General features: G+C 71.1%; 28 protein-coding genes. 15 read left to right on the forward strand and 13 right to left on the reverse strand.

The features are described from left to right. Window positions 1-6 precede the first annotated feature (6 nt). From VIL67_RS07205 to VIL67_RS07220, 4 genes are all read right to left on the reverse strand, one after another. Window positions 7-1,527, reverse strand: a complete 1,521-nt coding sequence (locus VIL67_RS07205; RefSeq protein ID WP_332048195.1) for a B12-binding domain-containing radical SAM protein — start codon at window positions 1,525-1,527, stop codon at window positions 7-9. A 20-nt stretch (window positions 1,528-1,547) separates the two neighbouring features. After that, a complete protein-coding gene (locus VIL67_RS07210) occupies window positions 1,548-2,399 on the reverse strand; it encodes a heparin lyase I family protein (RefSeq protein ID WP_332048196.1) in 852 nt (283 codons plus the stop codon). A gap of 242 nt (window positions 2,400-2,641) precedes the next feature. Beyond that, entirely contained in the window at window positions 2,642-5,683 is a 3,042-nt protein-coding gene (locus tag VIL67_RS07215) for a PAS domain-containing protein (RefSeq protein ID WP_332048197.1), read from the reverse strand. Window positions 5,684-5,773: 90 nt separating this feature from the next. After that, window positions 5,774-6,754 carry an aldo/keto reductase gene (locus VIL67_RS07220; RefSeq protein ID WP_332048198.1) on the reverse strand — a complete coding sequence of 327 codons (981 nt, stop codon included), beginning with the start codon at window positions 6,752-6,754 and terminating at the stop codon, window positions 5,774-5,776. A 201-nt stretch (window positions 6,755-6,955) separates the two neighbouring features. Here VIL67_RS07220 and VIL67_RS07225 point away from each other — a divergent pair, with 201 nt between their 5' ends. Both VIL67_RS07225 and VIL67_RS07230 read left to right on the forward strand, forming a co-directional pair. Continuing rightward, window positions 6,956-7,942 carry an MDR/zinc-dependent alcohol dehydrogenase-like family protein gene (locus VIL67_RS07225; protein ID WP_332048199.1) on the forward strand — a complete coding sequence of 329 codons (987 nt, stop codon included), beginning with the start codon at window positions 6,956-6,958 and terminating at the stop codon, window positions 7,940-7,942. Continuing rightward, window positions 7,939-8,967: a Gfo/Idh/MocA family protein gene (locus VIL67_RS07230; protein ID WP_332048200.1), complete on the forward strand. Its 1,029-nt coding sequence runs from the start codon at window positions 7,939-7,941 to the stop codon at window positions 8,965-8,967. Before VIL67_RS07225 ends, VIL67_RS07230 begins: the two co-directional genes overlap by 4 nt. A gap of 63 nt (window positions 8,968-9,030) precedes the next feature. On the opposite strand, the gene VIL67_RS07235 is transcribed toward VIL67_RS07230, so the two are convergent. Beyond that, on the reverse strand, window positions 9,031-9,621 hold the full coding sequence (locus VIL67_RS07235; RefSeq protein WP_332048201.1) for a sigma-70 family RNA polymerase sigma factor: 591 nt from the start codon (window positions 9,619-9,621) through the stop codon (window positions 9,031-9,033). 142 nt (window positions 9,622-9,763) lie between these two features. Then, a complete protein-coding gene (locus tag VIL67_RS07240) occupies window positions 9,764-9,967 on the reverse strand; it encodes a hypothetical protein (RefSeq protein WP_332048202.1) in 204 nt (67 codons plus the stop codon). A 174-nt stretch (window positions 9,968-10,141) separates the two neighbouring features. Here VIL67_RS07240 and VIL67_RS07245 point away from each other — a divergent pair, with 174 nt between their 5' ends. Next, window positions 10,142-10,465: a response regulator gene (locus VIL67_RS07245; RefSeq protein ID WP_332048203.1), complete on the forward strand. Its 324-nt coding sequence runs from the start codon at window positions 10,142-10,144 to the stop codon at window positions 10,463-10,465. Window positions 10,466-10,751: 286 nt separating this feature from the next. Here VIL67_RS07245 and VIL67_RS07250 read toward each other — a convergent pair whose 3' ends face one another. From VIL67_RS07250 to VIL67_RS07265, 4 genes are all read right to left on the reverse strand, one after another. Next, a complete protein-coding gene (locus VIL67_RS07250) occupies window positions 10,752-10,931 on the reverse strand; it encodes a hypothetical protein (RefSeq protein WP_332048204.1) in 180 nt (59 codons plus the stop codon). A gap of 699 nt (window positions 10,932-11,630) precedes the next feature. Next, window positions 11,631-11,816, reverse strand: a complete 186-nt coding sequence (locus VIL67_RS07255) for a hypothetical protein (protein WP_332048205.1) — start codon at window positions 11,814-11,816, stop codon at window positions 11,631-11,633. A 2-nt stretch (window positions 11,817-11,818) separates the two neighbouring features. After that, window positions 11,819-11,995 carry a hypothetical protein gene (locus VIL67_RS07260; protein WP_332048206.1) on the reverse strand — a complete coding sequence of 59 codons (177 nt, stop codon included), beginning with the start codon at window positions 11,993-11,995 and terminating at the stop codon, window positions 11,819-11,821. Window positions 11,996-12,148: 153 nt separating this feature from the next. Beyond that, window positions 12,149-12,298 (reverse strand): hypothetical protein, encoded by a 150-nt coding sequence (locus VIL67_RS07265; RefSeq protein ID WP_332048207.1) that lies wholly within the window; start codon window positions 12,296-12,298, stop codon window positions 12,149-12,151. A 235-nt stretch (window positions 12,299-12,533) separates the two neighbouring features. Here VIL67_RS07265 and VIL67_RS07270 point away from each other — a divergent pair, with 235 nt between their 5' ends. Both VIL67_RS07270 and VIL67_RS07275 read left to right on the forward strand, forming a co-directional pair. Continuing rightward, window positions 12,534-12,725, forward strand: a complete 192-nt coding sequence (locus VIL67_RS07270; RefSeq protein ID WP_332048208.1) for a hypothetical protein — start codon at window positions 12,534-12,536, stop codon at window positions 12,723-12,725. A gap of 17 nt (window positions 12,726-12,742) precedes the next feature. After that, complete coding sequence (locus tag VIL67_RS07275; protein WP_332048209.1) at window positions 12,743-15,316, forward strand: PAS domain S-box protein; 2,574 nt, start codon at window positions 12,743-12,745, stop codon at window positions 15,314-15,316. 397 nt (window positions 15,317-15,713) lie between these two features. Here the strand turns inward: VIL67_RS07275 and VIL67_RS07280 are convergent, their stop codons facing one another. Both VIL67_RS07280 and VIL67_RS07285 read right to left on the reverse strand, forming a co-directional pair. After that, the gene (locus VIL67_RS07280) at window positions 15,714-16,022 is read right to left on the reverse strand and encodes a GIY-YIG nuclease family protein (RefSeq protein ID WP_332048210.1); all 309 of its coding nucleotides are present in this window, start codon (window positions 16,020-16,022) and stop codon (window positions 15,714-15,716) included. A 129-nt stretch (window positions 16,023-16,151) separates the two neighbouring features. After that, window positions 16,152-16,331 (reverse strand): hypothetical protein, encoded by a 180-nt coding sequence (locus VIL67_RS07285; RefSeq protein ID WP_332048211.1) that lies wholly within the window; start codon window positions 16,329-16,331, stop codon window positions 16,152-16,154. Between the two features lie 176 nt (window positions 16,332-16,507). On the opposite strand from VIL67_RS07285, the gene VIL67_RS07290 reads away from it, so the two are divergent. The 3 genes from VIL67_RS07290 (at window position 16,508) to VIL67_RS07300 (ending at window position 20,224) form a co-directional block, all read left to right on the forward strand. Next, the gene (locus tag VIL67_RS07290; protein WP_332048212.1) at window positions 16,508-17,257 is read left to right on the forward strand and encodes a terminase small subunit-like protein; all 750 of its coding nucleotides are present in this window, start codon (window positions 16,508-16,510) and stop codon (window positions 17,255-17,257) included. Beyond that, entirely contained in the window at window positions 17,254-18,630 is a 1,377-nt protein-coding gene (locus VIL67_RS07295) for a hypothetical protein (protein WP_332048213.1), read from the forward strand. The genes VIL67_RS07290 and VIL67_RS07295 overlap by 4 nt, the downstream gene beginning before the upstream one ends. A gap of 229 nt (window positions 18,631-18,859) precedes the next feature. Continuing rightward, complete coding sequence (locus VIL67_RS07300) at window positions 18,860-20,224, forward strand: sensor histidine kinase (protein WP_332048214.1); 1,365 nt, start codon at window positions 18,860-18,862, stop codon at window positions 20,222-20,224. A 3-nt stretch (window positions 20,225-20,227) separates the two neighbouring features. On the opposite strand, the gene VIL67_RS07305 is transcribed toward VIL67_RS07300, so the two are convergent. Continuing rightward, window positions 20,228-20,404, reverse strand: a complete 177-nt coding sequence (locus VIL67_RS07305; RefSeq protein WP_332048215.1) for a hypothetical protein — start codon at window positions 20,402-20,404, stop codon at window positions 20,228-20,230. Between the two features lie 103 nt (window positions 20,405-20,507). Here VIL67_RS07305 and VIL67_RS07310 point away from each other — a divergent pair, with 103 nt between their 5' ends. The 7 genes from VIL67_RS07310 (at window position 20,508) to VIL67_RS07340 (ending at window position 25,901) form a co-directional block, all read left to right on the forward strand. Further along, on the forward strand, window positions 20,508-20,771 hold the full coding sequence (locus VIL67_RS07310; protein ID WP_332048216.1) for a GlsB/YeaQ/YmgE family stress response membrane protein: 264 nt from the start codon (window positions 20,508-20,510) through the stop codon (window positions 20,769-20,771). A gap of 273 nt (window positions 20,772-21,044) precedes the next feature. Continuing rightward, a complete protein-coding gene (locus VIL67_RS07315) occupies window positions 21,045-22,820 on the forward strand; it encodes a hypothetical protein (RefSeq protein WP_332048217.1) in 1,776 nt (591 codons plus the stop codon). 166 nt (window positions 22,821-22,986) lie between these two features. Further along, window positions 22,987-23,712: a hypothetical protein gene (locus VIL67_RS07320; protein ID WP_332048218.1), complete on the forward strand. Its 726-nt coding sequence runs from the start codon at window positions 22,987-22,989 to the stop codon at window positions 23,710-23,712. A 4-nt stretch (window positions 23,713-23,716) separates the two neighbouring features. Further along, window positions 23,717-24,109: a phage holin family protein gene (locus tag VIL67_RS07325; protein ID WP_332048219.1), complete on the forward strand. Its 393-nt coding sequence runs from the start codon at window positions 23,717-23,719 to the stop codon at window positions 24,107-24,109. Further along, the gene (locus VIL67_RS07330; protein WP_332048220.1) at window positions 24,110-25,063 is read left to right on the forward strand and encodes a DUF3618 domain-containing protein; all 954 of its coding nucleotides are present in this window, start codon (window positions 24,110-24,112) and stop codon (window positions 25,061-25,063) included. Between the two features lie 136 nt (window positions 25,064-25,199). Further along, window positions 25,200-25,397: a hypothetical protein gene (locus VIL67_RS07335; RefSeq protein ID WP_332048221.1), complete on the forward strand. Its 198-nt coding sequence runs from the start codon at window positions 25,200-25,202 to the stop codon at window positions 25,395-25,397. A gap of 21 nt (window positions 25,398-25,418) precedes the next feature. Then, the gene (locus tag VIL67_RS07340; protein WP_332048222.1) at window positions 25,419-25,901 is read left to right on the forward strand and encodes a metallophosphoesterase family protein; all 483 of its coding nucleotides are present in this window, start codon (window positions 25,419-25,421) and stop codon (window positions 25,899-25,901) included. Window positions 25,902-25,940: the final 39 nt, after the last annotated feature.

Consider the following 25,940-nt stretch of genomic DNA (forward strand, 5'->3'; position numbering starts at 1 on the left):
CGAGGCTCACATCAACCCGTCGAACTCGCGGGCCGAGGGGCGGATCGTTCGCCTGTTGATCGCATAGACGGCATCGAGGACCCGCGCCCGCGCGCGGCGGTAGCTCAGCGGGCGCTCGCGGGCGTTCACGAAAGCCCGGCGGCCGTAACGGGCATCCAGCTCACCCAGGCGGATGCCGTCGCTCTCCGTGGATCCCTTTTGAAGCCTGTCGTGGATCAGCGTGCCTTCCTGAAGGGAGAAGGCGTTGAACCGCACGCGGTCGATGAATTCGCCATGCTTGGCAAGAAACTCAGACGTCAGTTCCAGGTCACGCGCCGTTTCGCCCGGATAGCCACTGAACATCGTACAGCGCACACTGAGCCCCGCTTCGTATGCGGTGCGGATGAACTCACCATTCCGCTCTACGGTGCAGCCCTTGTCGAAAAGAGCCAGCATCCGGGGGCTGCCGCTTTCGAGCCCGAAGCTCACCCGCCGCATGCCCGCCTGGACAGCCGCCTGCAGCTCCGCACGGGTCAAGCCGTTGTCGGGGCGCTGGTCCACATGGACGGTGCCGATCCAGCGGGCGCCCGGGACGTTTCGCTGCACGTTCTCGACGATGCTGCGCATCAGGTGGGGATTCGAGTTCAGCTTCAGGTCGAGGAACATGAAGTTCTGCGTCTGGTGCCGCCGGGATTGCTCCCGCATCTCGTGCATGACGTCCTCGACGCTGCGATTGCGGAAGGTCCGCCCGGACACAGAGCTGATGTCGCTGCAGAACGTGCAGCGGTCCCACTGACAGCCTCGGCCTGCCATCAAGGGGATGATCCGCACCCGGTATCGCTCCCAGGGGAAGTCCGTGAAATCCGGAACCAGCCTTTGATTCAGCGGACGCAGCGGCCTGGCGTCGGCGGTGCGCCGGCCGTCCGGCAGGGTCACCCCCTCGAAGACCGTCAGGTCGCCGCCGCGGCAAACCGCACGAACGATCTCCGGCAAAACCACGTCAGCTTCCGCGCCGACGATCGCGCTCAGCCCGGGAAGGCGCCTCCAGGCCTCCGCCACCTTGGGCAGGTTGAAGACCGGCCCGCCCAGGATCACCGGCACCTTTGCCTCTGCCGCAAGGCGCGCCAACGCTTCGACCGTGTTGAAATGCTGCAGGTAGGCAGACAGCAGAATGGCGTCAGGCTTGCCCTGGATCGCCCGTTTGACCATCGCCAGAACCTTGGGATGCGGCCGGTTCTGCCGCCAATAGTAGGCCGCCCGGGCAGCATCTCGCGCCGCCTTCATCGGCCCGGTCGCGAAGTGCAGCCGACGCGCCACGTGATCGAGGTAGCGGTCGGGCCGCTCTCGCTCGACCGCCGGAACATCGTCCGCAAGCGGAGACAGCAGGGTGGCCTCGAAGCCTGCGGTTCGCAGCGACGCGAGCAGGATGCCGATCGCCAGGGTCGGAAATGTAGAGAAGTTGTTGAGGTCGACCACCACGACCCGAAGCGGGCCTGTGCTCGTCCCAGGATATTCCTCAGCACGCGCCGCCGACTGACTGCTCGCCATGGCGAAGCTCCTTGCGGTGACTAGCCGTCCGGAGGTGGTTCCGGACCCAGCGTGACGTGGCTGTAGCGCGCAGCCATCCGCTCACCCCCTGGCGCGGGCGCGCGATAGACGCCGAACTTGAAGTAGGGGCCGCGCTTGTCGGGGTAGCCCAGCGGGCCTCTGTAGTCGGCCACCAGCACGCCGTCGCGCCACAGCCGGACCATCCCGTCTTGCTCCTGACTGACGCGAAACTGATAGACGAACCGATAGGGGCGACCGCGCTCGAGTTTGGGGTCCTCGAAGATCACGATGGGAGGGGGCGCCTCCCGGATCGGATCCTCGTGTGTCTGGCGCACTTCGACCTGAAAGCGGTCGTTCGGCAGCAGCCTCTGCACCCACGGTGGGGACGTTGCGGGCTCGCCGCGGTCGGCTGTCGCGTGAAGTTGGCCGAGGTTCACCCAGGCGGAGGTGCTCGGCGGCCCCGGCTCCACCTCGAGCGTGAAGGCCAGCCAGATGTCCTTGCCATAGGGCATGCGCGCCAGGTCGGACAGTTCGGCGCGTTCTTTGAAGCCCGCGTGCCCGACATCCTTGGCCCAATGATCGCCAGGCCGGACCTCGAACCGGTAGCCGTTCACGCCATCAGAGCGCGCGGACCACGCTGCGCCCGAGCTCTGCAGCCGCCAAGCTCGACCGTTCACATGGCAGGCGATCGGATTTACCGCGGGGACGCAGCCGGGCGCGTAACTCGCCTGCACCAAGCCGAGAAGCCGCAGCGGGTTGTTGTGCACGCCGACCGCAGCGCGCTCGAGCACCACCGCCGCCGCCGCCGTGCCGACGGCGACGGCCGCGGTCGTCAGCGCAGCGATCCCCACGATGATCTTGGAGCGACGCATCCCCAGCCCTCCGCCCAACTCCTGCACACCCGTGGCGACGCAATCGGCCGGGCGACGGTTTGAGCTACCACGCCGGGTAGGGCCCGGATCCAACATCTGAGGCGCCGCTGGACGGCGCGCTGGACCCCGCGCCGTCGGCGCGGTGCCGGGGGAGGAAGAGCTCAGCGCCTTGCCGTGTCTAGCGCTCGGCGCGGGCCGCCTCGGGACGCGCAGGTCCGGCTCTCCCGGGCGTGCGACTTCGGCTAACTGGGCTCCGAGACGCCGGTCCGCCCCGATGTCGGGGTCAGGTCCGCAAGCGCGGCGGCCAGCTCGTGCTGGCGGAAGGGTTTGGCGAGGCGCGGCAGGCTCGCCGCCAGGCCTTCGGCTTCAGCATAGCCAGAGATCACCAGGACCAGCACGTCCGGCAGCCGGTGGCGGATTTCGGCGGCCAGCTCCGCGCCCGTCATCCCTGGCATCAGGTGGTCGGTGACGAGCAGGGTAGGGGCGAGGCCCGCCTCCACCAGGCTAAGGGCTTCCGTCGCCGAGCGGGCTTCGACCACCGCGTAGCCGAGCTCGGCCAGCATGTCGCCGGCGCTGGTGCGCACCAGGTCCTCGTCGTCCACCAGCAGGGCCACGGCGGCCTGGGCGGCCAGGGCGTCGCCCTCGTGCTGAGCCTCGGCCGCAGCCGTCCGCGCGCGCGCCTTGGGCAGCCACAGTTCCACCTGGGTGCCGACGCCCGGCGTGCTGTTGATCTTCAAGGCCCCGCCCAGCTGGCCGGCCAGGCCGTGCACCATGGAGAGCCCCAGGCCCGTGCCGCGGCCGACGCCCTTGGTGGAGAAGAACGGCTCCACGGCGCGGGCCAGCGTCTCCCTGTCCATCCCGGAGCCGGTGTCCGTCACCGATAGGCACACGTAGGCGCCGGCGCGCAGGCCTGGGATCTCGTCTTCCGCAACGCTGCGGGCCTGGGCCGCGATGGTCAGCGTGCCGCCATCCGGCATGGCGTCGCGGGCGTTCACCGCCAGGTTCAGCAGCGCCATCTCCAGCTGGTTGACGTCCCCTCGGGCCGGCGGCAGCGCCTCCGGCGCCTCCACCACGATCCGGATGCGGGGGCCGGCGGTGCTGGCGATCAGCTCGCCCATGCCTTCGATGAGACGCGCCACGTCCACAGGGGCGGGCTGCAGCGGCTGGCGACGCGCAAAGGCGAGCAGTCGCTGCACCAGGACTCGCGCCCGTTCCGCCGACTGCAGGGCGCCATCGATCAGCCGCCGGCTGCGCTCGTCCAGCTCGGCCTGGCGTCGCTGCAGCATGTCCAGGCTGCCCAGGATCGGCGTCAGCAGGTTGTTGAAGTCGTGCGCCACGCCGCCGGTCAGCTGGCCCATAGCGTCCATCTTCTGCGCCTGCCGCAGGGCCTCCTGCGCCCGGGCCAGCTCGGCCATCGCCTCGCGCTCGGCGGTCACGTCGCGAGCCACGCAGAAGTTCTGGCCCTCGAACGGCACCGCGGTCCACGAGAACCAGCGGTAGTGGCCGTCCTTGCTCCGGAACCGGTTCTCGAACCGCGTGATCGTCTCGCCCGACGCCAGCTGGGCGTCGGCGGCGCGGGTGCGCGCCCGATCCTCGGGATGCTCCATCCACTCCGAGGTCTTGCCCACCAGCTCGGCCTCGCTCCAGCCGAGGATGTCCGTCCAGGCCGGGCTTGCGCGCAGCCAGCGCCCCTCGGAGTCGGCGATCAGGAAGGGGTCGCGGGAGAGCTTCCAGATGTGGTCGAGCTCGCGGGTGCGCGCGTCGACCGTCGAGGCGAGCTCCTTGTTGGCTTGCGCCAGCACCTCCTGGCTGCGCCGCAGGTCCGTGATATCCAGATTGACGCCGACCACCCGTTTGACCACGCCGTCGGCGTCCCGCAGGGGCATGCCATGGGATCTCAGCCACCGCGCCTCGCCGGTGTCGGCCCTGCGGATCTGCAGGTCCATGTCGATAGGCTCGCCGGTTAGGGCCCGCTCCACCGCGCGGGCGGCGGCCTCCTGGGAGTCCGGCAGCAACAGGCTCATCCAGAGGTCCAGCAGCTCCGGGCCTGGCGGCCGCGGCTCGGCTCCGACCAGCCGGAACAGCTCCGGGGACCACTCGACGACGTTGTCTTCCAGGTTCCAGTCCCAGAGTCCGGCCCCGGACGCGGCGAGCGCCAGCGCCTTGCGTGTCTCACTCTCGGCGAGCGCCGCCTCGCGGGCCTGCAGCCGGGCCACTGCGTCGGTGAAGGCCGTGGCGAGGGCGTCGGTCTCGCGCAGGCCCGCCACGCGCGGCGTCTCCAGCACGCCGGTTTCGGTCCAGCGGCGGGCGGCGTCCGCCCAGGCGGTGACCGGGCGTTCGATGCGCCGCGCGGCGGCGGCCGCCAGCGCCGCGCCAGCGCCCAGTATGAATAGCGCCAGGGCCGAGCCCCACAGCACCTGGGCCGCTGCGATGCTCATCTCCTGGCGTGGCACGCCGACGATGGCGGTCCAGCCGTAGCCCGGCAGCCGGCTGAAGGCGGAGTGGGTCTTCACCCCATCGAGCGTCTCGGTGGTCACAACGCCGGCAGGCTGATGCTCCATGGCCTGCAGCATGTCGGCCGACGCACGCCGGCCGCGCAGCTTGTCGCTGTCGCGGCTGCGGGCCATCAGCACGCCGCGGTCGTCGAGGATCGCGCCGGTCCAGCGGTCGGGCAGGCGCTGGTCGCGGAAGATCCGCTCGAAGTCCGCAGCCAGGGTGACGATGCTGAGCTCCACCTCCCGGCCGCTCGCCAGCGGCACGCGGCGCAGCACGGCGACCACCGGCTGCCGGGCCACCGGGCCGTAGAGCATGTTCGAGATGCGCACGCCGGGCTCTCGCGCGCCCGCCCAGTTCGGGCCGAAGGCGCCCGTGGGCGTGGAGGGCAGGGTCGCGCCCAGCGGGGCGCGGGTGTTGATCCGTTGCTGGCCGTCGATCTCGTTGACCACCACCCAGCTGTTCGGGCCGGCGACGGCTTCGCGGGCCTGCCGGTCGAATCCCGCCCAGTCCTCGCCGCGAAGCAGGCGCGAGGTGGAAAGCGCCCGCAGCAGGGCGGCGTGTTCGCCCACCTGCCGGTCGGCGACCAGGGACAGGGCGCGGGCGGTTTCGGTGAGCTGGCGTTGCTGGGCCTGCCGGGCCGCCGTCTCGGTCTGCCAAAGCAGCATGCCGGCCAGCAGCAGGGCTGGGATCAGCACCGCGAAGACGGTGAGCAGCAGCCGCCCGTGCACGGTGGACGGGCTCAGCCTGGCGACGGCGCGAGGCAGCGCGGCGGTCGGCCGTCCGGTCAAAACCTGCTCTCCTCGCGTGAAGAGGCAGTTCTACTCCGTCTTCGCGCCTGGCGCGAACCGAAACGGCGCCGCTTCGCGCAGACTCGCCATTCAGCCTTCGGTGTCGATCGACGCCTGCAGCGCCGGCGGGTAGCGGTGGCCGGCGACTGTCCCCTCGTTCACGACGGCGTCGACCTTATCCACCATCTCCGGCGCGAGGCGCACCTCGGCCGCGGCGGCGTTCTCGCGCATGTGGTCCGGGTTGGCCGTGCCGGGGATGGGCACCAGCGTCTCGTCCTTGGCGAGGAGCCAGGCCAGGCACAACTGGGCAGGCGTGCAGCCGGCCTCCCGCGCCAGGTCCTCGAACCGCGCCAGCAGCTGCAGGTTCTGCGCGAAGTTCTCGCCCTGGAAACGCGGCATGTTCAGCCGCAGGTCGCCGGCCTCCAGTTGGGCGGTGTCGCGCACCCCGCCAGCCAGGAAGCCGCGCGCCACCGGCGAGAAGGCGACGAAGGTCACGCCGAGCTCGCGGCACGCCTCCAGCACGGCGATCTCGGGATTGCGGGTCCAGGGGGAGTATTCGGTCTGCAGGGCGGTGATCGGGTGCGTGGCGTGCGCCCGGCGCAGGGTGTCGGCCGAGACTTCCGACAGGCCGATGGTGCGGATCTTGCCTTCCCGCACCAGGTCGGAAAGCGCGCCGACGCTCTCCTCGATCGGCACGGTCTTGTCCCAGCGGTGCAGGTAGTAGAGGTCGATCACCTCGGTCTGCAACCGGCGAAGGCTGGCCTCGCAGGTGGCCTTGAGAACCTCGGGGCGGCCATTGATCTCGCGCTTGTCGCCGTTGGTGAGGCCGCACTTCGACGCCAGGACGAAATCCGCGCGGCGATCCTTCAGCACCTCGCCGATCAGGGTCTCGTTGTGGCCCATGCCGTACACGGCGGCGGTGTCCAGAAAGGTGTAGCCGGCGTCCAGCGCCCCCTTCAGCACGGCCTCGGCCGTCTCCCGCGGCGGCGGCGTGCCGTAGGCATGGGACAGGCTCATGCAGCCCAGGCCGATGGCGGAGACCTCGAACGGGCCCAGGCGACGCGTGTCCATGTGCATTCCTCCGTGCGCCGCGGTCAAAGCCCGCGCCGGCCGGCGGGTCAAGCCGGGGAGGGAACGAAGCTCTACCTAAGTAGTTGTTCCTCCCGTGGGAGATGCCGCCATCGCCGACGCGAGGACGCACGCCGACCGGCGGGCGGGCCTTCGGCTGTGCGCATGCGCCTCCTTGGACAAGTCTAGCGTGAGGGTGGGGCGATGAGCGTGGCTGTGGCCGAAGAGCCTGTGATGCGGGCCGCCGTGCTGGCGGGACCGGGCAAGATCCAGCTGGACGAGGTGGCCCTGCCGCAGCCCGGCCCCGGCGAGGTGCGGGTGCGCCTGGAGGGATGCGGGGTCTGCGCCTCCAACCTCACGCCGTGGGAGGGTCCGGAGTGGATGACCTTCCCCACCGAGCCGGGCGCGCTCGGGCACGAGGGCTGGGGCGTGGTCGACGCCGTGGGCGAGGGGGTCGAGGGCCTGTCGGTCGGAGACCGGGTCGCGGCGCTGAGCCATAAGAGCTACGCCGAATGGGACATCGCCGACGTGGGCGCGGTGGTGAAGCTGCCGCCGCAGCTGGACGGCAAGCCCTTCCCTGGCGAGCCGCTGGGCTGCGCCATGAACATCTTCCGCCGGGCCGACATCCAGGCGGGGCAGACCGTCGCCATCGTCGGCATCGGCTTCCTGGGCGCCATCCTCACCCGCCTGGCCACGGACGCCGGCGCCCGGGTGATCGCCGTGTCGCGCCGGGAGTTCTCTCTCGACGTCGCGCGCCAGTTCGGGGCCGCCGAGGTGGTCCCGATGCTAGACCATTGGCAGATCATCGAGCGGGTCCGCGAGCTGACCGGCGGCGTCTTCTGCGACCGGGTCATCGAGGCGGTGGGCAAGCAGTGGCCCCTCGACCTGGCCGCTGAGCTCACCCGCGAGCGCGGCAAGCTGGTGATCGCCGGCTACCACCAGGACGGCCCCCGCCAGGTGAACATGCAGCTGTGGAACTGGCGCGGCCTCGACGTGATCAACGCCCACGAGCGCGATCCGGAGGTCTACGCCCAGGGAATCCGCGACGCCGTCGACGCCGTGGCCTCGGGAAGGCTCGATCCAGCCCCGCTTTACACTCACAGCTACCCGCTTGAACGCCTCGACGAGGCGCTGAACGCCACCCGCGACCGCCCCGACGGCTTCCTCAAGGCCCTGGTGACCTTCCGATGAGCGAGACCCTCGCCGCCCCGACCCCTCTCGTGAGTACGACGCCGAGGCCGCGCATCGGCTTCCTCGGCGTCGGCTGGATCGGCCGCCATCGCATGGAGGCCATCGCCGCCACCGGGGCCGTCGAGATCGCCGCGGTCGCTGACCCCTCCGCCGAGATGGCGGCCGAGGCGGGCAAGCTCGCCCCCGAGGCGGAGCAACTCTCCAACCTGGACGAGATCCTCGCCGCCGGCGTCGACGGGGTGGTCATCGCGACGCCCTCGGCCCTGCACGCGGAGCAGTCGATCAAGGCGCTCGCCGCCGGCGCAGCCGTCTTCTGCCAGAAGCCGCTCGGCCGCACCGCGGCCGAGGTGGAGGCCGTGGTGGACGCCGCCCGCGCCGCCGACCGCCTGCTGGCGGTGGATCTGTCCTACCGTTTCACCGAGGGCATGCGCCGGATCCGCGAGCTATTGCAGGCGGGCGAGCTGGGTCGGGTGCACGCCGTCGACCTCGTCTTCCACAACGCGTATGGCCCGGACAAGGCGTGGTTCTACGACCCCCAGTTCTCGGGCGGCGGCTGCGTCATGGACCTGGGCGTACACCTGGTCGACCTGGCGCTCTGGGCGCTGGACTTCCCCGAGGTGACGGAGGTCTCCAGCAAGCTGTTTGCGGGCGGCGAGCCCCTGGCGGGCCGGAACGACCGGGTGGAGGACTATGCCGTTGCGACGCTGGAGCTCGCCGGCGGAACGGCAGTGCGGCTGGCCTGCTCCTGGCGGCTGCAGGCCGGCTGCGACGCGATCATTGAGGCCAGCTTCTACGGGACCGGCGGCGGGGCGGCGATGAAGAACGTCGGGGGCTCGTTCTACGACTTCACGGCGGAGCGCTATCGCGGGACCGCACGCGAGACCCTCGCCACCCCGCCCGACGCCTGGGGCGGCCGGGCCGCGGCGGACTGGGCGGAGCGGCTGGCGGCGGGCCAACGGTTCGACCCGTCGGCCGAGCGGCTGGTCGACGGCGCCCGGGTGCTGGACCGCATCTACGGCCGATAGCCCCCATCACGGACAGCAAGACGCCCGGGGCCACGGCCCCGGGCGTTTTCTGTCTACCGACGTTCAGGCGGCGGAGCGGCCGCGGCGGAGGCGGTCGAAGTCGTCGATGATCGCCTCGAGGGGGGCCGCGGCGCTGGGCTGCGGCGTGGTCCGGCCCTCGAAAAGGATGGAGGTCAGTTCGTCGCGGGCGCGGCGGACCCGGCTCTTCACGGTGCCGACGGGGCAGCCGGCGATGTGGGCGACCTCCTCGTAGGACATGCCGCCGGCGCCGACCAGGATCAGGGCCTCGCGCTGGAAGTCGGGCAGCATGGACAGGGCGCGGCGGACGTCCTCGAGCTCGACGGTCACGGCGGGGTCGTCCGGGGCGACCAGGGTGCGCTCCATGGCCTCGGCGTCGTACTCGCCGCGCCAGCGGAGGCGGCGCTGACCGGAGTAGAAGCGGTTGCGCAGGATGGTGGAGAGCCAGGCGCGGAGGTTTGTACCCGGCTGAAATTGGTGGCGGCAGGCGAGGGCCTTCACCAGGGTCTCCTGGGCGAGGTCTTCGGCCTGGTCCGTGTCGTGGCAGAGCGTGCGGGCGAAGGCGCGCATGAACGGCACTGCGTCCAGCAGGGCAGCTTCGAAGTCGTCGCGGACTCGTCTTGTTGTCTGGCTCATCTGGCCCCCCTTTCGGGCGGCGTAACGCGCCATGGCCGAGCTTGGTTCCCGCCCGGGAACCGTTCTCATTTTGTTCTTGACGGCTGCGCGCGTTTGCGCGATGATCGGCGCAGGCTCCAGACCTGCGCCGATTGCGCAGCCGTCAGCTCTGGCCCATGCCCTGGCCGGAGGATTGCTGGCTGTCCTGGGCGATCTGGCGGCCGCCCTCGGACTCCCCGTCCTTGCGGTCGACCTGAGGGTTCAGGTGGCCGTCCTTGTCGGTCCCGCCGAGGTGGTTCGGCTCGCCGCGACGGCCGCCGCCGTCCTCGGACGACTGGGAATTGTTCTGGTCTGCGCCCTGGGTCATGACGATGCGAGCTCCCTTGTGTCGGTGTCCATGGCCAACGGGGGGCGAGGCGTGCGGGTTCCGGCGCGCCGGCCGGCTGCGGGAGAGGGCGACCGCAACCGGGCGCGGCGCCGGGAACCTTGGCTGTCAGCGACCGTTGAGCGTTTTCGCTAGACTAACATTTGACGGTGGTCCGTGGCGCCGCACATTCTCCTGGTGGAAGACCTGCCGAACGAGCGCGAGATGATCGCCGCCGCCCTTGAACAACGCGGCGCGAAGGTCACCGTCGCGGCCTCGGACGAGGAGGCCTACGCCGCCCTCCGCGGCTCGCCCGCCCGAACGTTCCAGGCGCTGGTCACCGACCTCAACCTGGGAGAGGGGACGACAGGCTTCGACGTGGCCCGCGCGGCGCGCGCCATGCAGCCCGGCCTGGCGGTCGTCTACATCACCGCCTACGACATGGAGACGCGGCCGCACGCGGTGCCGGACAGCCTCACGTTCCGCAAGCCGCTGCGGTGAGCGAACTGGCCCGGCGGATCCTCGACCACCTGGCGGGCGACGGGATGCTGTCCCGCGACTGGGAGAGCCCCGCCGGGCAGGCTTCGGCCGGCTAAACCCTTCGCCAGCTACCGATAGGAACGCGTTAACGCCGGTGTCTTACCCCTGGGCGCCAGTCGGGGGTGAGTGACAAGTGTCCGTCGTGTTCTGGGTCGGTTTGGCGTTTCCGGTGGTGATCACCGTCGTGGGCGCCGTCATCCTGGCCGCCCGTCCTGGCGATCGCCCTGAAGAGTAGCGGGCCGACGCCTCAAGCCCCTTTGCGCCGCCGGTAGACGCGCACGGACTCGCGCCAAAGCTCCACTTCATCGGCGAGCTCGAGCGCGGCGTCAGCCTGGGCGCGCGCCTCGTCGAAATCGGCGGCCAGCACCTCACGGCCGAACAGGACCTGGCCTTCCTCGCTGAGGCCGTAGAGCTTGTAGCTGTGCACGGTCGCCCTCCCGAGCGGCGCGAGGGCTTAGCATGAGGCCCGGCGGCGCATAGTCCGGCGCCCGACTTTGGGCCAATCGGTCGCACGCGCTGCGCGAGCGATCGGCAAGTCAGGCCCGTTGGGCGGCGTCAGGGCCGGAGGGCCAGGCGTCGACGGCTCTCCTCGAGGAGGAACTGGGCCGAACCAGCCAGATCGGGGGGAAGATCGGCGTGCCCGCCGCAGCCGTCGTTCGGACAAAGCAGCCGCGTCACGCCCGCGACCGTCGCCACCGGTGCGCGGCAGGCGGCTCCACAGGCGCGACAGCAGATCTCAACGAGCCAGTCCGACGCCATCGCTTCCTCAACCTCACGGTGTCGGGCGCAACCTCGCCGGGCGCGGGTGAAGAACCGGTGAAGGGCGAGGGTGAAGGAAGGGTGGAGGCGCCCGGACGGCCCCTGGTCCCTCGCTGGGCCCAGGGGCGCTATTCCAGACCTGCGGGACGACTGTTGGGCTCGTCATGACTCCCGCAGGCGACCAGGTATTCGGCATCCGTGTGTCGGTCGAATGCCTACCGGTAACGGCCGAGCTACTGTCGAGGTTCCGACAGTTCAAAAAAGGGGGGGAGCCACGGAAAACCCCCGGTCCGGGGGGGGAGGACCGGGGGCGGCTAGCTTCCGATGCTACGGCCGTGTCGCTCTAGCGCCGTTGGCAACCTGAGACTCACGGGCCGTCAGGATTGTTCCCGGCCCGCGAAGCGGGCGCTTCCTGCTGTGCGAGCTGGTCGGCGATATCGCGCAGCGCGGCGGCTCGGCGCAGCAGATCCTCTCGGTGATAGCCTTCCGGCGCCGCTTCGGCCTGTTGCTCGGCGGCTTCCGCCCGGCGCAGGTATTCGGCGCGATCCGGCATGATCAGGCTTCCGCGTTCTCGCCGGGGTCCTCGGGCCTGAGCCCTGCGGCGTGCAGCTGGAGGCGATGCTCCTCCATGCGCCGCTTCACTGTCTCGAGCTGCCGGCGCAGATTGGCCAGGGCGGCGTCGCCGCCGTCATCGTCGGCCCAGGATTGCGGTTCGTCGTGTGCGCCGGACATCGGGTGCGGAACGGCTGAACCTGACGTCGGGTTGCCGACGTGGTGTGTCGTTCCACGCAGGGTTGTGGCGGAAGGCGCGCGTTGCGGCGCTTGCCGTTCCCATCGCCCGCTCGGCGGTCACCTCGCCCACTGTGTGGGGAAAGGCGGGCGGGTTCAGCGGCGGGAACGGTCCGCCTGCTCGGCGGCGCGGCGGAGTTCGGCGGCGCGCTGGAGGAGAGCGTCCTTGTCCTTCTGGTAGCTGACCAGGGCCGCCATGCGTTCGGCCTCTTCGGCCTCGGCCAACAGCTGTTCGGGCGTCTTCATGCGGGCGGAGAGGGACAGGGCTTGGCTCCTGCGCGATCGATCCGGCGGCGAGATGCCGGATTCTGCCGTGCGCTGTCAAAAGACGGTGCGCAGGCGGCGAGTTCCTACAGCCACGCATGCGCGGCTGGCGCATAATGTACGAGATGAAAGATTTGATCGCGGCCAAGCTTGGACGTGCGGCGAAACGCCCATATGGGCGCACGCGCCGCACAACGCCGGCATCTGGGGCAAGGACTTGAGCATCTACACCTTCCACAGCCGCCGTCGCGACGGCTCGCCCGTGTCCATGGACGCGCAGGCGTTCGACGACGACGACACAGCGCTCGCCTGGTCGGCGAAGGTGGTGGCGGCGCACCCGAGCTGCGACCTGGTGGAGGTCTACCACGACGACCGGCTGGTGGGCGTGACCCGGCGCGAGACCGTCTGAGCCGAGGTCGGATCGTCATGGCTCGCGACACCGCCACCTCTCCGTCCTACCAGCTGCTCACCGAGATGGGGCGGCGCATGGAGGCCCACGACTGGGCCGCTTCGCCCGTTGGCCCGCGGCACGCGTGGCCGGAGTCGCTGAAGACGCTGGTGAGCGTCCTGCTGGGCTCCAACCAGCCGATGTTCGTTGTCTGGGGCGAGGCTCAGACGACGATCTACAACGACGCGTACATGGAGATCCTCGGCGACAAGCATCCGGCGGCGCTGGGGCGGCCGTTCTTCGAGGTCTGGTCCGAAATCCGCGACGCCCTGGAGCCGATTGTCGAGCGTGTGTACGGGGGCGAGCCGGTGCACATGACCGACATCGAACTCTGGATGAACCGCCGGGGCTTCGTGGAGGAGACGCACTTCGCCTTCTCCTACACGCCGGTCTTCGCGGAGGCCGGACGGGTGACAGGCTTCTTCTGCGCCTGCATCGAAACCACGGCCCAGGTCCTGGGCGAGCGCCGCCAACAGGAGGAGACCGCCCGGCAGCGGCGGCTCTTCGAGCAGGCGCCAGGCTTCGTCGCGATCCTGCGCGAGCCGACCCACACCTTCGAGTTCGTCAACGAGAGCTATCGCCGCCTGTTCGGCGACCGCGACTTCAAGGGCCGGGCGGCGAGGGACGTGTTCCCGGAATTGGAGGGCCAGGGCTTCTTCCGCCTGCTGGACCAGGTGTACGCCACGGGCGAGCGCTTCGTGGCCCACCACATGCCGGTTCGGCTGGAGCAGCCAGGCGGCGGGCTGCAGGAGCGGTTCGTGGACTTCATCTACGAACCGGTGAAGGACGAGGCTGGCCGCGTCACCGGCATCTTCTGCGAGGGGCATGACGTCACCGACGCCCACGCGGCGCAGCTGGCGTTGAGCGCGAGCGAAGCGCGGTTCCGCACCGCCCTGCAGATCCAGACCGTCGGGGCGATCTACTTCGACATGGACGGGCGCCTGACCGACGCCAACGACGCCTTCCTGCGGATGAGCGGGTACAGTCGCGAAGAGCTGGAGCGGGGCGACCTCACCTGGCAATCGCTCACGCCGGCGGAGTGGATGGAGCGGTCGGAGCAGGCGTTCGCCGAGCTCAAGGCGCGCGGGGAGACCACGCCCTACGAGAAGGAATACATCCGCAAGGACGGCAGCCGCTGGTGGGCGCTGTTCGCCGCCAAGCTGCAGCCAGACGGCACCGGCTTCGAATTCGTGCTCGACATCACCGATCGCAAGCGCGCCGAGGCGGCGCTCCGCGAGACGGAGACCCGGTTCCGGACCCTGGCGGACCTGAGCCCCGACGCCATCGTCATCAACAAGGACGGTCGCTACGTCTACGCCAACCGCGCGGCGCTGCGGGTCTATGGCGTGCCGCGCAGCGAGGACCTGATCGGCCGCTCGCCGTCCGAATTCCACCCGCCGGAAGACTACACGGTGGTGCAAGGCCGGGTGGACCGCCTGAAGCGCGGAGAGGACGTGGGACCGGCCGAGATCGACCTGGTGCGCCCCGACGGCAGCCGGCTGCATGTGGAGACCAAGGCGGGCCTGGTGGAGTGGGAAGGCGGCCCCGCGGTGCAGGTGCTGGTGCGCGACGTCACCGAACGCCGCGCGGCCGAGGCGGCGCTGCGCGAGAGCGAGGAGGACTACCGCCACGCCGCCGAACTGAACCCGCAGGTCGCCTGGACCGCGCGGCCCGACGGGCAGCTGGACCGTGTGGCGCAGCGCTGGATGGACTGGACTGGCCAGACGGGGCTGGGCTCGACCTATGCCGAGGGCCTGCATCCCGACGACGTGCCCCGGACCTTCGAGGTGTGGGGGCGGTCGGTGGCCACCGGCGAGCCCTACGACATCGTCCACCGGGTCCGGCGGCGCAGCGGCGAGTTCCGCTGGATCCGCTCGCGCGCGTTCGCCCGGCGGGACGCCGAGGGTCGGATCGTGCGCTGGTACGGCACTACCGAGGACATCCACGAGCAGAAGACCGCCGAGGACCACCTGAAGCTGATGGTCCTCGAGCTGAACCACCGGGTGAAGAACAACCTGGCGACGGTGCAGGCCATCGCCATGCAGACGCTGCGCGGCGCCGAGAACGCCCAGGTGCGCGAGGCTTTCCTGAACCGGATCAGCGCGCTGGCCGCGGCGCACGACATCCTGACCCGCGAGCAGTGGGAAGGCGCCGGCGTGGGCGAGATCGCGCACGGGGTGCTCGACGCCCTGACCGGGGCGGCCGGGCGGGTGCGGGCGGCAGGGCCGCGCCTGGCGCTATCCCCCAAGGCGGCGCTGGCGCTGTCCATGGCGTTCCACGAGCTGGGCACCAATGCGCTGAAATACGGCGCGCTGAGCCGGCCGGAAGGGGCCGTGGACCTGACCTGGACGCAGGTGGGCGGCGACCTCGAGCTCACCTGGACCGAGCGGGGCGGCCCGCCCGTGACGGCGCCGACGCAGCGCGGTTTCGGCTCGCGGCTGCTGGAGCGGGGCCTGGCGGCCGAGCTGCGCGGGCAGGTGCGGCTGCGCTACGACCCCGAGGGACTGGTCTGCTCGATCCGCGCGCCGCTGGCCGAGCCGGACGAGGGCTGAGCGGGTGGGGCGCGGGTGCGTCCGGCTGGGTGCGCCTGTTGCGGCTGGGATCAGATGAGCTGACTCAGCTTGGGTCCCGGCTTTCGCCGGGATGAGCGGGGTTTGGAGGGAGGGGGGAGGCTTGATCTTGGGTGTTTCCAGCCCCTTCTCCGCTCTTCCCGGCGAAAGCCGGGATCCAAGCGGCGGCTGGGCCGCGCACTAAGGCACGCTTTCCGCCCCTCGGACGGACGACCTCGGGACGGCTGCGAGCAACCGGAGACTCAGCTTGGGTCCCGGCTTTCGCCGGGATGAGCGGTGGGTGGTGAGGTCGAATGAAGGATGAGGTCGGCGGAGGTTTGATCTCGATTGTCCCAACCCTTCTCCGCTCTTCCCGGCGGAAGCCGGGACCCAAGCGGGGTCAGCGGCCCACGAACGGTAGGAGGTTGTTGAGATCCTGACCGAGGTCACGCCAGGTGGGGTTTTCGGCCTCGATCAGCTGGATCTTCCAGCGCCGTCGCCACTCCTTGATCTGCCGTTCCCGGCGAAAGGCGTTCTCGCGCAGCTCAAAGGTCTCGAACCACACGAGCTTGTCCACATCGTACTTCGCAGTGAAGCCCCGCCGCAGCTTCTCCTGGTGCTCGTAGACCCGGCGGGCGAGGTCATCCGTGTGGCCGGTGTAGAGCGTGCCGTAAGGCGCACTCGCCATGATGTAGACGAAGAAGCTCAATGGCGGCGGAGCCTCCGCTTGGGTCCCGGCTTTCGCCGGGATGAGCGGAGAATAAAATAGGAACATCAGAGGTCAAGCGAAGCCTTCACGGACAACCGCCTCGGCCCCTCGGAAGATAGGAGTAGGAGCCTAGCTGCGGGTGGGGGCGCGGAAGACGCAGACGGTTTCCTGCCAGAGTTCGACGCGGGGGAAGCGCTCCAGGCGGCGGTGGGCGACGGCCAGGGCGGCGTCGAGGTCGGGGACCACGATGTGCTCGGAGGAGAGCACCGCACCCGCCTCGTCGAGCCCGTAGAGCGTGAAGTCCTGCACCCGTCCGTCCGCGATGAGACCGCGGCCGCGCGTGCGGCCGCCCTGCAGGTGCAAACGCCCGCGGTGACGCAATCCATCCCTGATTGAACGGAGCGCCGCGGGGCCCGCGGCGGCGAACATCCATGCCGGCAAGGAAGAGAACGCGGCCGCCACGGCGGCCGCGCGCCAAGGGCTGTGTGATCCGCGCGCGCTACACGGCCGACCTCGGCCGCGAGATCTGCGTCCGCCTCGCCGCGGGAGAGCGGTGGGCGCACATGGCCGGCCGCGGCCGGATGCCCTCGCAATCGGAGCTCTACGCCTGGCGCGACCGCTATCCGGCCTTCGCCGAAGCGCTGGCCCAGGCGCGCGAGATCGCCGCCGAGGGCGGCGGAGACCTGCCCAGCAACCTGGACGACCTGGAAGGAGACCTGATGAAGGACGAACCCATGACCCCGGCCGCGCGGCGGCCGCGGGGGAAGGCGCCGCGCCCGGACGGCTCGGTGACCCACGTGCGGTACGGCAAGGACGTGGTCCGCAGGATTTGCGACCACCTGGCCGCCGGCAAGACGTGGCGCGCCGTCTGCAACCTGCCGAACATGCCCGCGCACAGCACCTTCTTCGAGTGGCGGAAGAAATACCCGGACTTCGAGCATGCCGTCCGGGCGTCTCGCGCCATGGCCGCGGAAGACCGTTTCGAGGAGGCCTATGAGCGCGCCATGGCGGCGGCGCCCGAGACGGTGCAGGCCGACAAGCTGAAGGTGGAGACGCTGATGAAGCAGGCCGCGGCGCTCGACCCGTCGCAGTTCAGCGAGCGGCGACGCGAGACCGGGCCCGGCGGCGCGACCCAGGTCCAGACCTTCATCATCCGCCGGTTCGACCGCATCGACCACCGGGACGGTTCCGTGGAGTTCGTGGCGATCGACCACGAGCAGGTGGTGGAGCGATGAGCGGTCGCAGGAAGGCCGCGGCGGCGGCGGATGGCGCAGATCCCAACGCCATCATGGTCGGCAGCGGCTGGCAGCCCCGGCCTCACCAGGACGAGCTTTGGCGCTACCTGCAGGCGGGCGGCCGGCGGGCCGACGTGGCGGCCCACCGGCGTTGGGGCAAGGACGAGGTGGCGCTGAACTGGGCCGCGGCGGCGGCCACCGCCAAGCAGGGGACCTACTGGCACCTGCTGCCTGAGGCGACCCAGGCGCGCAAGGCGATCTGGGACGCGGTGAACCCGCACAGCGGCAAGCGGCGGATCGACGAGGCGTTCAAGCGCGAGCACCGGCTGAGGCGCTGGGACAGCGACATGAAGATCGAGCTGAAGAACGGCTCGATCTGGCAGCTGGCGGGATCGGACAACTACAACTCCCTCGTGGGTTCGCCGCCGGTGGGGGTGGTGTTCTCGGAATGGTCGCTGGCCAAGCCCGACGCCTGGACCTACCTGCGGCCGATCCTGGCGGAGAACGGCGGCTGGGCGCTGTTCCTTTGGACCCCGCGGGGGCTGAACCACGCCACCCGGGCCTTCGAGAGCCGCAAGCTCAGGCCGGACGAATGGCTGACCATCCAGGCCTCGGCGCGGCACACCAACGTGTTCACGCCGGAGCAGCTGGAACGCGAGCGCACGGAGCTGATCGCCGAACTCGGCTCGCGGGAAGAAGGGGAGGCGAGGTTCGCCTCGGAGTACCTGGTGGACTTCAGCGCCGCCGTCCCGGGCAGCTATTTCGGCAGCGCGCTGCGCGAGGCGGAGGCGCAGGGCCGGATCGGCCGTGTGCCGTGGGACCCGGCGCTGAAGGTGGACACCGCCTGGGACCTGGGGGTGAACGACGCGACCGCCATCTGGTTCTTCCAGCAGGTGGGCCAGGAGGTGCGCGCCATCGACTACTTCGAGACCAGCGGCGAGGGGTTCGACGCGATCGTGCGCGAGGCGGTGCGCTCGAAGCCCTATGTGTACGGCCGCCACCACCTGCCGCACGACGTGGCGGTGCGGGAGATGGCCGTCGGCCGCAGCCGCTATGACACCCTGTGGAACCTGGGCGTCTCGCCGATCGAGGTGGGGGTCGCGATGAACCCGGAGGAGCGGGTCAACGCAGCCCGGCTGATGATCCCGATCACCTGGTTCGACGCCACGAAGTGCGCCCTGGGGCTGGACCGGCTGCGGGCCTACCGCAAGCGCTGGGTGAAGGCGACACGCACCTATGGCGGACCGATGCACGACGACGCCAGCCATGGGGCCGACGCCTTCGGCGAGTTCGCGGCGAACCGGCGCGGCGCGACCAAGCCGAACCCGCGCGGGCCGCGGCGGGAGCTGGGCGAGTTCAGCTGGATGGCGTGAGCTTGTCCCTCAGCCGCCCTCGGTAGGAGCGGGGGCCCCTTGGGCGATCCCGGCGCTGGCCCGGGACGGGAGCCGAGGTGGAGAGCGTCGCCGGGCAGCCGTGGCTTCTCTCCACCCGCCTGCGCTTCGGCGGGCGATCCCCCGCGCCCCGGGTCGCGCCACAGGAAGCGCCGGCATTGCCAAGCCGGCGGGGTTGGTGTGAGGTCGCCGGCCGTTCCGGAGCCTGCCAGTGACCTTTTCCGACGACGCCCTCCACAATCCGTGGACCGACGCCGGCGCCGCCGCCCTTCTGAAGGCCGTGTTCGAGGCCGCCGACGTGATGGCGGGGGTCTTCGAGCTGCTCGACGACGACTACCGCTATGTGATCGCCAACCGGAACGCGGCCGCCTTCTACGGCCTGCCGCCGGAGGGGCTGAACGGGCGTTGCGGCCGTGAGCTGGGCCTGAGCGAGGCGCAGATCGCCCAGCGGATGTCGACCCTGCGGCGCTGCTGGAAGAGCGGCGAGACGCTGACGCGGGAGTACGAGTTCACCGGGCCCGACGGCCGGCGGGGCTGGTTCCTGGGCACCTTCTCGCCGCTGGCCGGGCGGACGCCGCGGGTGTCGTTCGTGCTGATCGACGTGACCGCCCGCCGGGCGGCGCAGGAGGAGGCGGAGCGGCAGGGCGCGCGCCTGCAGCTGGCGCTCAGCGCGGCCGGGCTGGGGCTGTGGGAATACGATATCCGGGCCGACGCGGTGACCTGGGACGCCCGCACCCGCGAGCTGTTCGGCGTCGAGCCTGACGCCGCGATCGACTTCGCCAGCTACATGGCGCGGCTGCGGCCGGACGAGGCGCCCATGATGAGGGCCGCCTACCAGGCCGCCCTGCGCGGAGAGAATGGCGGCCGCTATTCGGTCGAGCACCGCACCCGGGCCCGGGACGGCAGCGAGCGCTGGGTGCGCAGCTGGGCGCAGGTGCTGTTCGGCGCCGACGGCCAGGCGACCCATGTGCTGGGCACGATCCAGGACATAAGTGAGGAGGTGGCCGCCCGCGAGCGCCAGGCGCTGATGGTCGCCGAGCTGAACCACCGGGTGAAGAACAACCTGGCCACGGTGCAGTCCATGGCCGCCCAGACGGCGCGGGGGGCGCGCGACCTGGCCAGCTTCAAGGCCGACTTCGAGGGGCGATTGGTGGCCCTAGCCCGGACCCATGACGTGCTGACCCAGAACGCCTGGACCGGGGCCGAGCTGTCGGTGCTGGCGGCGCGCGAGCTGGAGGCCTTCCGCGGGCGGGTGGGCGTCGAGGGCGGGGCGGTGCAGCTCACCGCCGGCCAGGCCCAGGCCATCGGCCTGATCCTGCACGAGCTAGCCACCAACGCGGCCAAGTACGGGGCGCTGAGCCGGCCCGCGGGGCGGGTGGAGGTGTCGTGGGGCGTGGCCGGCGGCGTGCTGCGGCTGACCTGGCGCGAGGCGGGCGGGCCGGCGGTGAGCGCGCCGGCCCGCACCGGCTTCGGCACGCGGCTGATGCAGAAGCTGGCCCGGGGCGACCTGCGGGGCGCCGCGCGCGCCGAGTGGGCGGCCGACGGTCTGCGGTTCGAGCTGGAGGCGCCGCTGTAGCGGCTAGACGCGGATGTCGACGAGGCGGCCGGTCGCCTGCCCGCCGAGTGGGCGGGCCGGGGCCTGGGCCGGGGCGGCCTCGGCGGCGCGGGACTTCTCCGGCAGCTGATCGCGGTCGAGCGCGATCGCCCGCACGGGCGGGACCGGGAAGAACGTCACGGGCTGGACGCTGAGCGACATGCTCCAGAGCCTGCCATGCGGAGGTTTAACTCCGCGTTACCGCGTGCAACCGGCGCAGCGCGGTTCGCATTTGTGGCCCAGCGACACCTTGAGGAGAGAGAAGATGAGTGGCGTTGGACTGATCATGGCGATCATCATCGGCATCCTGGCCGGGTGGATCGCCGAGAAGGTGATGCGGCGCAACCACGGCATCCTGACCAACCTGATCGTCGGCGTGGTCGGCGCCTTCCTGGGCGCCTTTATCGCCAACATGCTGGACATCGAATTCGGCGGCATCCTGGGCAGCCTGCTGGTGGCCACCGGCGGGGCGATCCTGCTGCTGTTCCTGCTGGGCCTGTTCACCGGCCGCCGGCGCGCCACGCACTGAGGCACGCGCGCGTTAGCGGGGCTCCTGCGTCCGCCCGGACGCGGGGGCCTTTCGCCGATTCACCGGCGATTCACTTCAGGTGGAGTAGACGAGGCCGTGCACCCGGCAGGGTAGCGGCCAGTAACGAAGTGTTCACCGTGAGCATTCGAGCTTAAGAAGCACGGTAAACGTCCTTGGCCGCAAAATAACTCGCTCGCTAACCTTGTTTGTTGGCGGGTTCGAAATCATGCCGGGCCTATCCCCCACCCAAAATAAGGTGGTGGGACTATCAAGATGGCTGTGGGATCTGCTCGGGTCGTGAACCCGATGGATGCGGCGTTGGCCGCGATCGAGGCGATCAAGGCGAAGAAGGCCAAGGCGGAGGCGGCGGCGAAGGCCGCCGCTGCGCCGGCGACCTCGCCGGTCAAGAGCAGCGGAACGCCCGCGACGGCGCCGGCCGTGGCGCCGGCCGCGACGCCGGCCCCGGCCGCGCCCCTGGCGCCGCCGACCATCGCCGCCCTGGCCGCCGAGGCTGGCAAGGCCGCCCAGGCGGTCGCCGGGCAGTTGAAGGACAAGGTGGAGGCGGCGCAGGCCAAGGCCGCCACGCCGGCCGCTCCCGCCGCCCCCGCGGCTGCGGCGGCGACCCCTGCGGTCCCGGCGCCTGCGACGCCTGCCGCGCCCGTGGTCTCGGCGACGCCACCCGCCGCCGCCGCCGCCGCTCCCGCCGCGCCGGCGCCGGCTGCGGCCGGCCGTCCTGCGGCGGCCAAGGCTGGACAGGAGAGCCGCAAGGCCAACGAGCGCTTGTCGCCGGCGCTGATGTCGATGCTTCTGAAGGTCCAGGAGGCGGCCAAGCAGGCTGCGGCGCACGACCCGAAGGGGCCGCTCGCCGAGGTGATGCACGCCATCCTGCACCTGGCCGAGCGCTACGGCCACGGCCCGGGGCACACCCCGGGCCAAGGGTCTGGCCAGACCCCGCCGCCGCCTCCGCCGCCTCCCCCTCCTCCGCCGCCGCCTCCGCCGCCGCCTCCGCCCGCTCCAGGCGCGGGCCAGGGTGCGGGTAATGGCGGCGGCAATGCGGGCGGCGGCGCCGGGAACGGCGCTCCGGGGCAGACCCCGCTTCCGGTCCCGCCGCTTCCGGTCCCGCCGCTGCCGGTCCCCGGGGTCGGCAACGGCCAGGGCGGCGGCAATGCGGGCGGCACCGGGAACGGCGCTCCGGGCCAGGCTCCGCTTCCAGTCCCGCCGCTGCCGGTCCCCGGGGCGGGCAACGGCCAGGGCGGCGGCAATGCGGGCGGCACCGGGAACGGCGTTCCGGGCCAGACTCCGCTTCCAGTCCCGCCGCTGCCGGTCCCTGGGGTCGGCAACGGCCAGGGGACCGGCAACGGGGGCGCAGGCAACGGGAACGGCTCGGGCCAGGCTCCGCTGCCGGTCCCGCCGCTGCCGATTCCTGGGGTCGGCAACGGCCAGGGGAACGGCAACGGGGGCGCAGGCGCCGGGAACGGCGCTCCGGGTCAGAACCCGCTCCCCATTCCGCCGCTGCCGATCCCGGGGTTGGGCAACGGCCAGGGCAACGGCAATGGCGGCGTCGGCAACGGGAACGGCAACGGCGCCGGCCACGGCCACAATCCGCCGGTTCCGGCTCCGCCTCCGCCGCCGCCGCCTCCGCCGCCGCCGCCGCCTCCGGTGGTGACGCCGCCGCGGCCCACCACGCCGCCGCCGGTCACCGCTCCGGCGCCGGCGACCCCGCGGCCGCCGGCAACCTCGGGTCCGGTGACGCCGCCGCCCTTCCTGTCGTTCGTGCGCGATCGGATCCGGGAGCAGCCGGCGCCGGTCTACCCGACCACGCCCTTCTCGAAGCGGCAGGCGGCGAGCGCGGCCAAGACGCGCCAGAACCTCCAGGTCCAGCGGGCGGCCAACCTGCAGAGCGCGGCGACGCGGACCGTGCTGAACAGCCAAGCCGCCCTGCCGCTGATGCAGATGCTGCAGGTGCAGTCGAACCAGTTCCAATCGACGTTCTCCGCGTCCGCCTACCGGACGCGGTTCACCAGCTTCGGCGGCGGACGGATCATCTGACCGCCTTCTGAACGGTCATCCGGCCAGCCCCGGCGCGCCCCGCGCGCCGGGGCTTCGCTTTTCCGGGAACCCCATAGCGGCGTTGCGGCTTTTCGGGCCGGAAGGTGGCCGGGCGCGTGATGCGTCCGGTCCAAGCGGCCACGCATGACACGCTTCGGAGACCCAGATGAGCAACATTGACCCGACCATGGGCGGCCAAGCCGGCGCGTCCCCGGACGAGGGCGGCGGCGCGACGAGCACCACCAAGGAGATGATCGGCAAGGCCCGCCAGGAGGCGGCGCACTTCGCCTCGCAAGCCCAGCAGCGCGCGGTGGGCGAGATCGAGAAGCACAAGTCGACCGCCACCGAGACGCTGGGCCAGTTCGCCAACGCGATCCGGCGGGCCGGCGACGAGCTGTCGGGCTCCGACCAGTCGATGGCGGCCCGCTTCGTGGGCCAGGCGGCCGACGGGCTCGAGAATTTCGCCCGCGCGCTCGGCGACAAGCGGCCCGAGGAACTGGTGGACACGGTGCGCGAGTTCAGCCGCCGCAACCCGACGGCCTTCGTGGCTGGCGCAGTGCTGGCGGGCCTCGCGCTCGGCCGCTTCCTGCGCAGCACCGAGACCGGCGGGCAGGTGGGCTTCGCCGACAACAGCGGCGGTGAAGACTGGGCCGTGAACGAGCCGGCGGTGTTCACCGGCGTCGGCGAGGACACCGGCGCGGTCGGCAGCGCCATGGCGGCGGACGACGTGGACGTCGGCGCGGCCGAGAGCCTCGAGACCCAGGTCTCCGGCGGCATCGGCGGCGTGGCCGGCGCCACGGACGAGACCCTGACCTCGGACATCGACGCCTCCGAGGACACTGCCCGCGGCGGCGACACCGACCGGTCGCGTTTCGGCGGCCCGGGGATCTGACGCCATGGACATGACCCCGCGCGAGGACCCGCGCAGCATCCCCGAGCTGATCTCGGCCCTGACCGGCGACCTCGCCAACCTGGTCCGCAAGGAGTCCGAGCTCGTCCGCACCGAGGTGGGGGAGAAGCTCTCCCACGCCGGCAAGGCGGGCGGGAAGATCGCCCTGGGCGCCGTGCTGCTGCTGGGCGCCCTGATGGTCCTGCTGCAGGCGGTGGTGATCCTGCTGTCGAAGGTGATGGACCCCTTCTGGGCGTCTCTGATCGTCGGCGTGCTGGTGGGCGTCGCGGGCCTGCTGCTCGTGAAGGCCGCCGTGGCCGCCTTCAAGCCCGAGAACATGGGCCCCAACCGCACCGTGCGTCAGCTCAAGCAGGACGCCGAGATCGTGAGGAAGACCTAGATGACGAAGTCCGCAGAGGACGTGGAGCGCGAGGTCGAGGCCTCGCGCATTGAGCTGGAGCGCACCGTCGAAGCGCTCAAGGAAAAGATGACCCCTGGCGAAATCTTCCGCGAAGCGAGCGGGGCCATGGGCGCAAGCGGGAACAGGATGATGATGAAAGTAAACGAACAGGCGAAAGAGAACCCGGTCCCGGTGGCGCTCATCGGGCTCGGGCTGGCCTGGCTGGCGGTAAACCAGTCGCGCAAGACGTCCGGCTACAGCGGCGCCTACGCCGCCGGGTACGGCATCGACCGGTCGGCCACCGACGGGGACTACTATGACGACGCCAGCCGCGGCCCAGGCCTGAAGACCCGCGTCTCCGACGCCGCCCACGGCATCGCGGACAAGGCATCGGGCCTGGTCGGCTCGGCCAAGGAACGGGTCGCCGGCGCCGCCAGCGGCGCCAAGGACACCACCCGCTCGGCCTTCATGGGCGCCAAGGACACCACGCGTTCCGCCTTCGCGGGCGCGCGGGACACCACCCGTTCGGCCATGGACGGCGTTTCGCAGCGCGCCGCCCAGGTCCGTGAGCGGGCCGGCGAAGTGGGCCAGCGGGTGAAGCAGCGGGCGACCGACGCCTATGAATCCGAGCCCCTGCTGCTCGGCGCGCTCGGCCTCGTGGTCGGCGTCGCCATCGGCGCTGCGCTGCCGGCCACCCCGGCGGAGGCTCGCGTCCTTGGCCCGACCCGCGACAAGCTGCTGGGCAAGGGTAAGGACCTCGCCCGCACCCAGGTGGACACCGTCAAGGGCGTCGCCCAGACGGCCTACGGGCGGGTGAAGGAAGAACTGCAGCGCGGCGACGGCGAGGGCGGCGACCTGGGCGAGCGCGTGGGTGCGGCGGCCACCGCTGGCATCCAGGCGGTGCGCGACGGCGTGCAGGACCAGACCGCCAACGGCGCGGGCACGACCCACTGACGCAAGGCGTGGCGGCGGCCTCCGGCCGCCGCCAGCGCTACTTTTGGTCGGGCTGGCGGACCTTGCACAACCGACCCTGGCAAGGCTGCAATCGCGAATGCGTTGCAGCGGCCGCCTTACGGCGTAGATTTCCCGGATGGATGCAAACGAACAGCAGGTGTTCGCCCTCGAGCTGATCGTCGCCTGCCGCCTGGCCATGGACCCGCCGGAGACGCGACGCCAGCTCGCCGATTTCATCGGCCGCGAGCCGCCCGAATGCGGAGAGGTGGAAGCCGCCATCCGCCGCCGCGCGGTGGAGATCATCCGAGGCGCCGACGGGCCCGATCTCGTCTGACGTCGAGAAGGGAAACGCCGGGTGGCGACCTTCTTCACGAGCGACACCCATTTCGGGGACCATCGCACCCTGAACCTCTACCCTCGGCCGTTCGCCACGGTGGCCGAGATGGACGCGGAGCTGGTTCGGCGCTGGAATGCGACGGTCGGCGCCGACGACGAAGTCTGGCACCTGGGCGACTTCGCCCGCACCACCCGTCGCGCCGCCGAGATCCTGGCCCAGCTCAACGGCCGCAAGCACCTGATCGTGGGCAACAACGATCCTGAGCCCGGCGCGGGCGCCGGCTGGGAGAGCGTGGCGCCCTACGCCGAGATCGAGCGTGATGGCAGGTTCCTGGTGCTCTGCCACTATCCGTTCCGCAGTTGGAACCGGCAGCACCGTGGCGGTCTCAACCTGCACGGCCACAGCCACGGGCGCATGAAGCCGTTGCCGCGGCAGTTCGACGTGGGCGTCGATGTGCGCGACTACCGCCCCGTCACCCTGGCGGATCTGCTGGGCCGGTAAGGGCGGAGATCACCCCTCCCACTTCGTAGACAGTAAAGG

The sequence above is a fragment of the Phenylobacterium sp. genome, from assembly GCF_036563385.1.
In the GTDB taxonomy this organism is placed as follows: Bacteria; Pseudomonadota; Alphaproteobacteria; order Caulobacterales; family Caulobacteraceae; genus Phenylobacterium.

What these genes read in the sequence shown, in the direction of transcription:
- VIL67_RS07255 (WP_332048205.1), bottom strand. Translation starts at nt 11,816, where the DNA reads ATGCCGGATCGCGCCGAATACCTGCGCCGGGCGGAAGCCGCCGAGCAA.
- VIL67_RS07230 (WP_332048200.1), top strand. Translation starts at nt 7,939, where the DNA reads ATGAGCGAGACCCTCGCCGCCCCGACCCCTCTCGTGAGTACGACGCCG.
- VIL67_RS07335 (WP_332048221.1), top strand. Translation starts at nt 25,200, where the DNA reads ATGGATGCAAACGAACAGCAGGTGTTCGCCCTCGAGCTGATCGTCGCC.
- VIL67_RS07275 (WP_332048209.1), top strand. Translation starts at nt 12,743, where the DNA reads ATGGCTCGCGACACCGCCACCTCTCCGTCCTACCAGCTGCTCACCGAG.
- VIL67_RS07265 (WP_332048207.1), bottom strand. Translation starts at nt 12,298, where the DNA reads ATGAAGACGCCCGAACAGCTGTTGGCCGAGGCCGAAGAGGCCGAACGC.
- VIL67_RS07320 (WP_332048218.1), top strand. Translation starts at nt 22,987, where the DNA reads ATGAGCAACATTGACCCGACCATGGGCGGCCAAGCCGGCGCGTCCCCG.
- VIL67_RS07205 (WP_332048195.1), bottom strand. Translation starts at nt 1,527, where the DNA reads ATGGCGAGCAGTCAGTCGGCGGCGCGTGCTGAGGAATATCCTGGGACG.
- VIL67_RS07220 (WP_332048198.1), bottom strand. Translation starts at nt 6,754, where the DNA reads ATGGACACGCGTCGCCTGGGCCCGTTCGAGGTCTCCGCCATCGGCCTG.
- VIL67_RS07260 (WP_332048206.1), bottom strand. Translation starts at nt 11,995, where the DNA reads ATGTCCGGCGCACACGACGAACCGCAATCCTGGGCCGACGATGACGGC.
- VIL67_RS07240 (WP_332048202.1), bottom strand. Translation starts at nt 9,967, where the DNA reads ATGACCCAGGGCGCAGACCAGAACAATTCCCAGTCGTCCGAGGACGGC.
- VIL67_RS07315 (WP_332048217.1), top strand. Translation starts at nt 21,045, where the DNA reads ATGGCTGTGGGATCTGCTCGGGTCGTGAACCCGATGGATGCGGCGTTG.
- VIL67_RS07305 (WP_332048215.1), bottom strand. Translation starts at nt 20,404, where the DNA reads ATGTCGCTCAGCGTCCAGCCCGTGACGTTCTTCCCGGTCCCGCCCGTG.
- VIL67_RS07210 (WP_332048196.1), bottom strand. Translation starts at nt 2,399, where the DNA reads ATGCGTCGCTCCAAGATCATCGTGGGGATCGCTGCGCTGACGACCGCG.
- VIL67_RS07295 (WP_332048213.1), top strand. Translation starts at nt 17,254, where the DNA reads ATGAGCGGTCGCAGGAAGGCCGCGGCGGCGGCGGATGGCGCAGATCCC.
- VIL67_RS07330 (WP_332048220.1), top strand. Translation starts at nt 24,110, where the DNA reads ATGACGAAGTCCGCAGAGGACGTGGAGCGCGAGGTCGAGGCCTCGCGC.
- VIL67_RS07325 (WP_332048219.1), top strand. Translation starts at nt 23,717, where the DNA reads ATGGACATGACCCCGCGCGAGGACCCGCGCAGCATCCCCGAGCTGATC.
- VIL67_RS07235 (WP_332048201.1), bottom strand. Translation starts at nt 9,621, where the DNA reads ATGAGCCAGACAACAAGACGAGTCCGCGACGACTTCGAAGCTGCCCTG.
- VIL67_RS07225 (WP_332048199.1), top strand. Translation starts at nt 6,956, where the DNA reads ATGAGCGTGGCTGTGGCCGAAGAGCCTGTGATGCGGGCCGCCGTGCTG.
- VIL67_RS07310 (WP_332048216.1), top strand. Translation starts at nt 20,508, where the DNA reads ATGAGTGGCGTTGGACTGATCATGGCGATCATCATCGGCATCCTGGCC.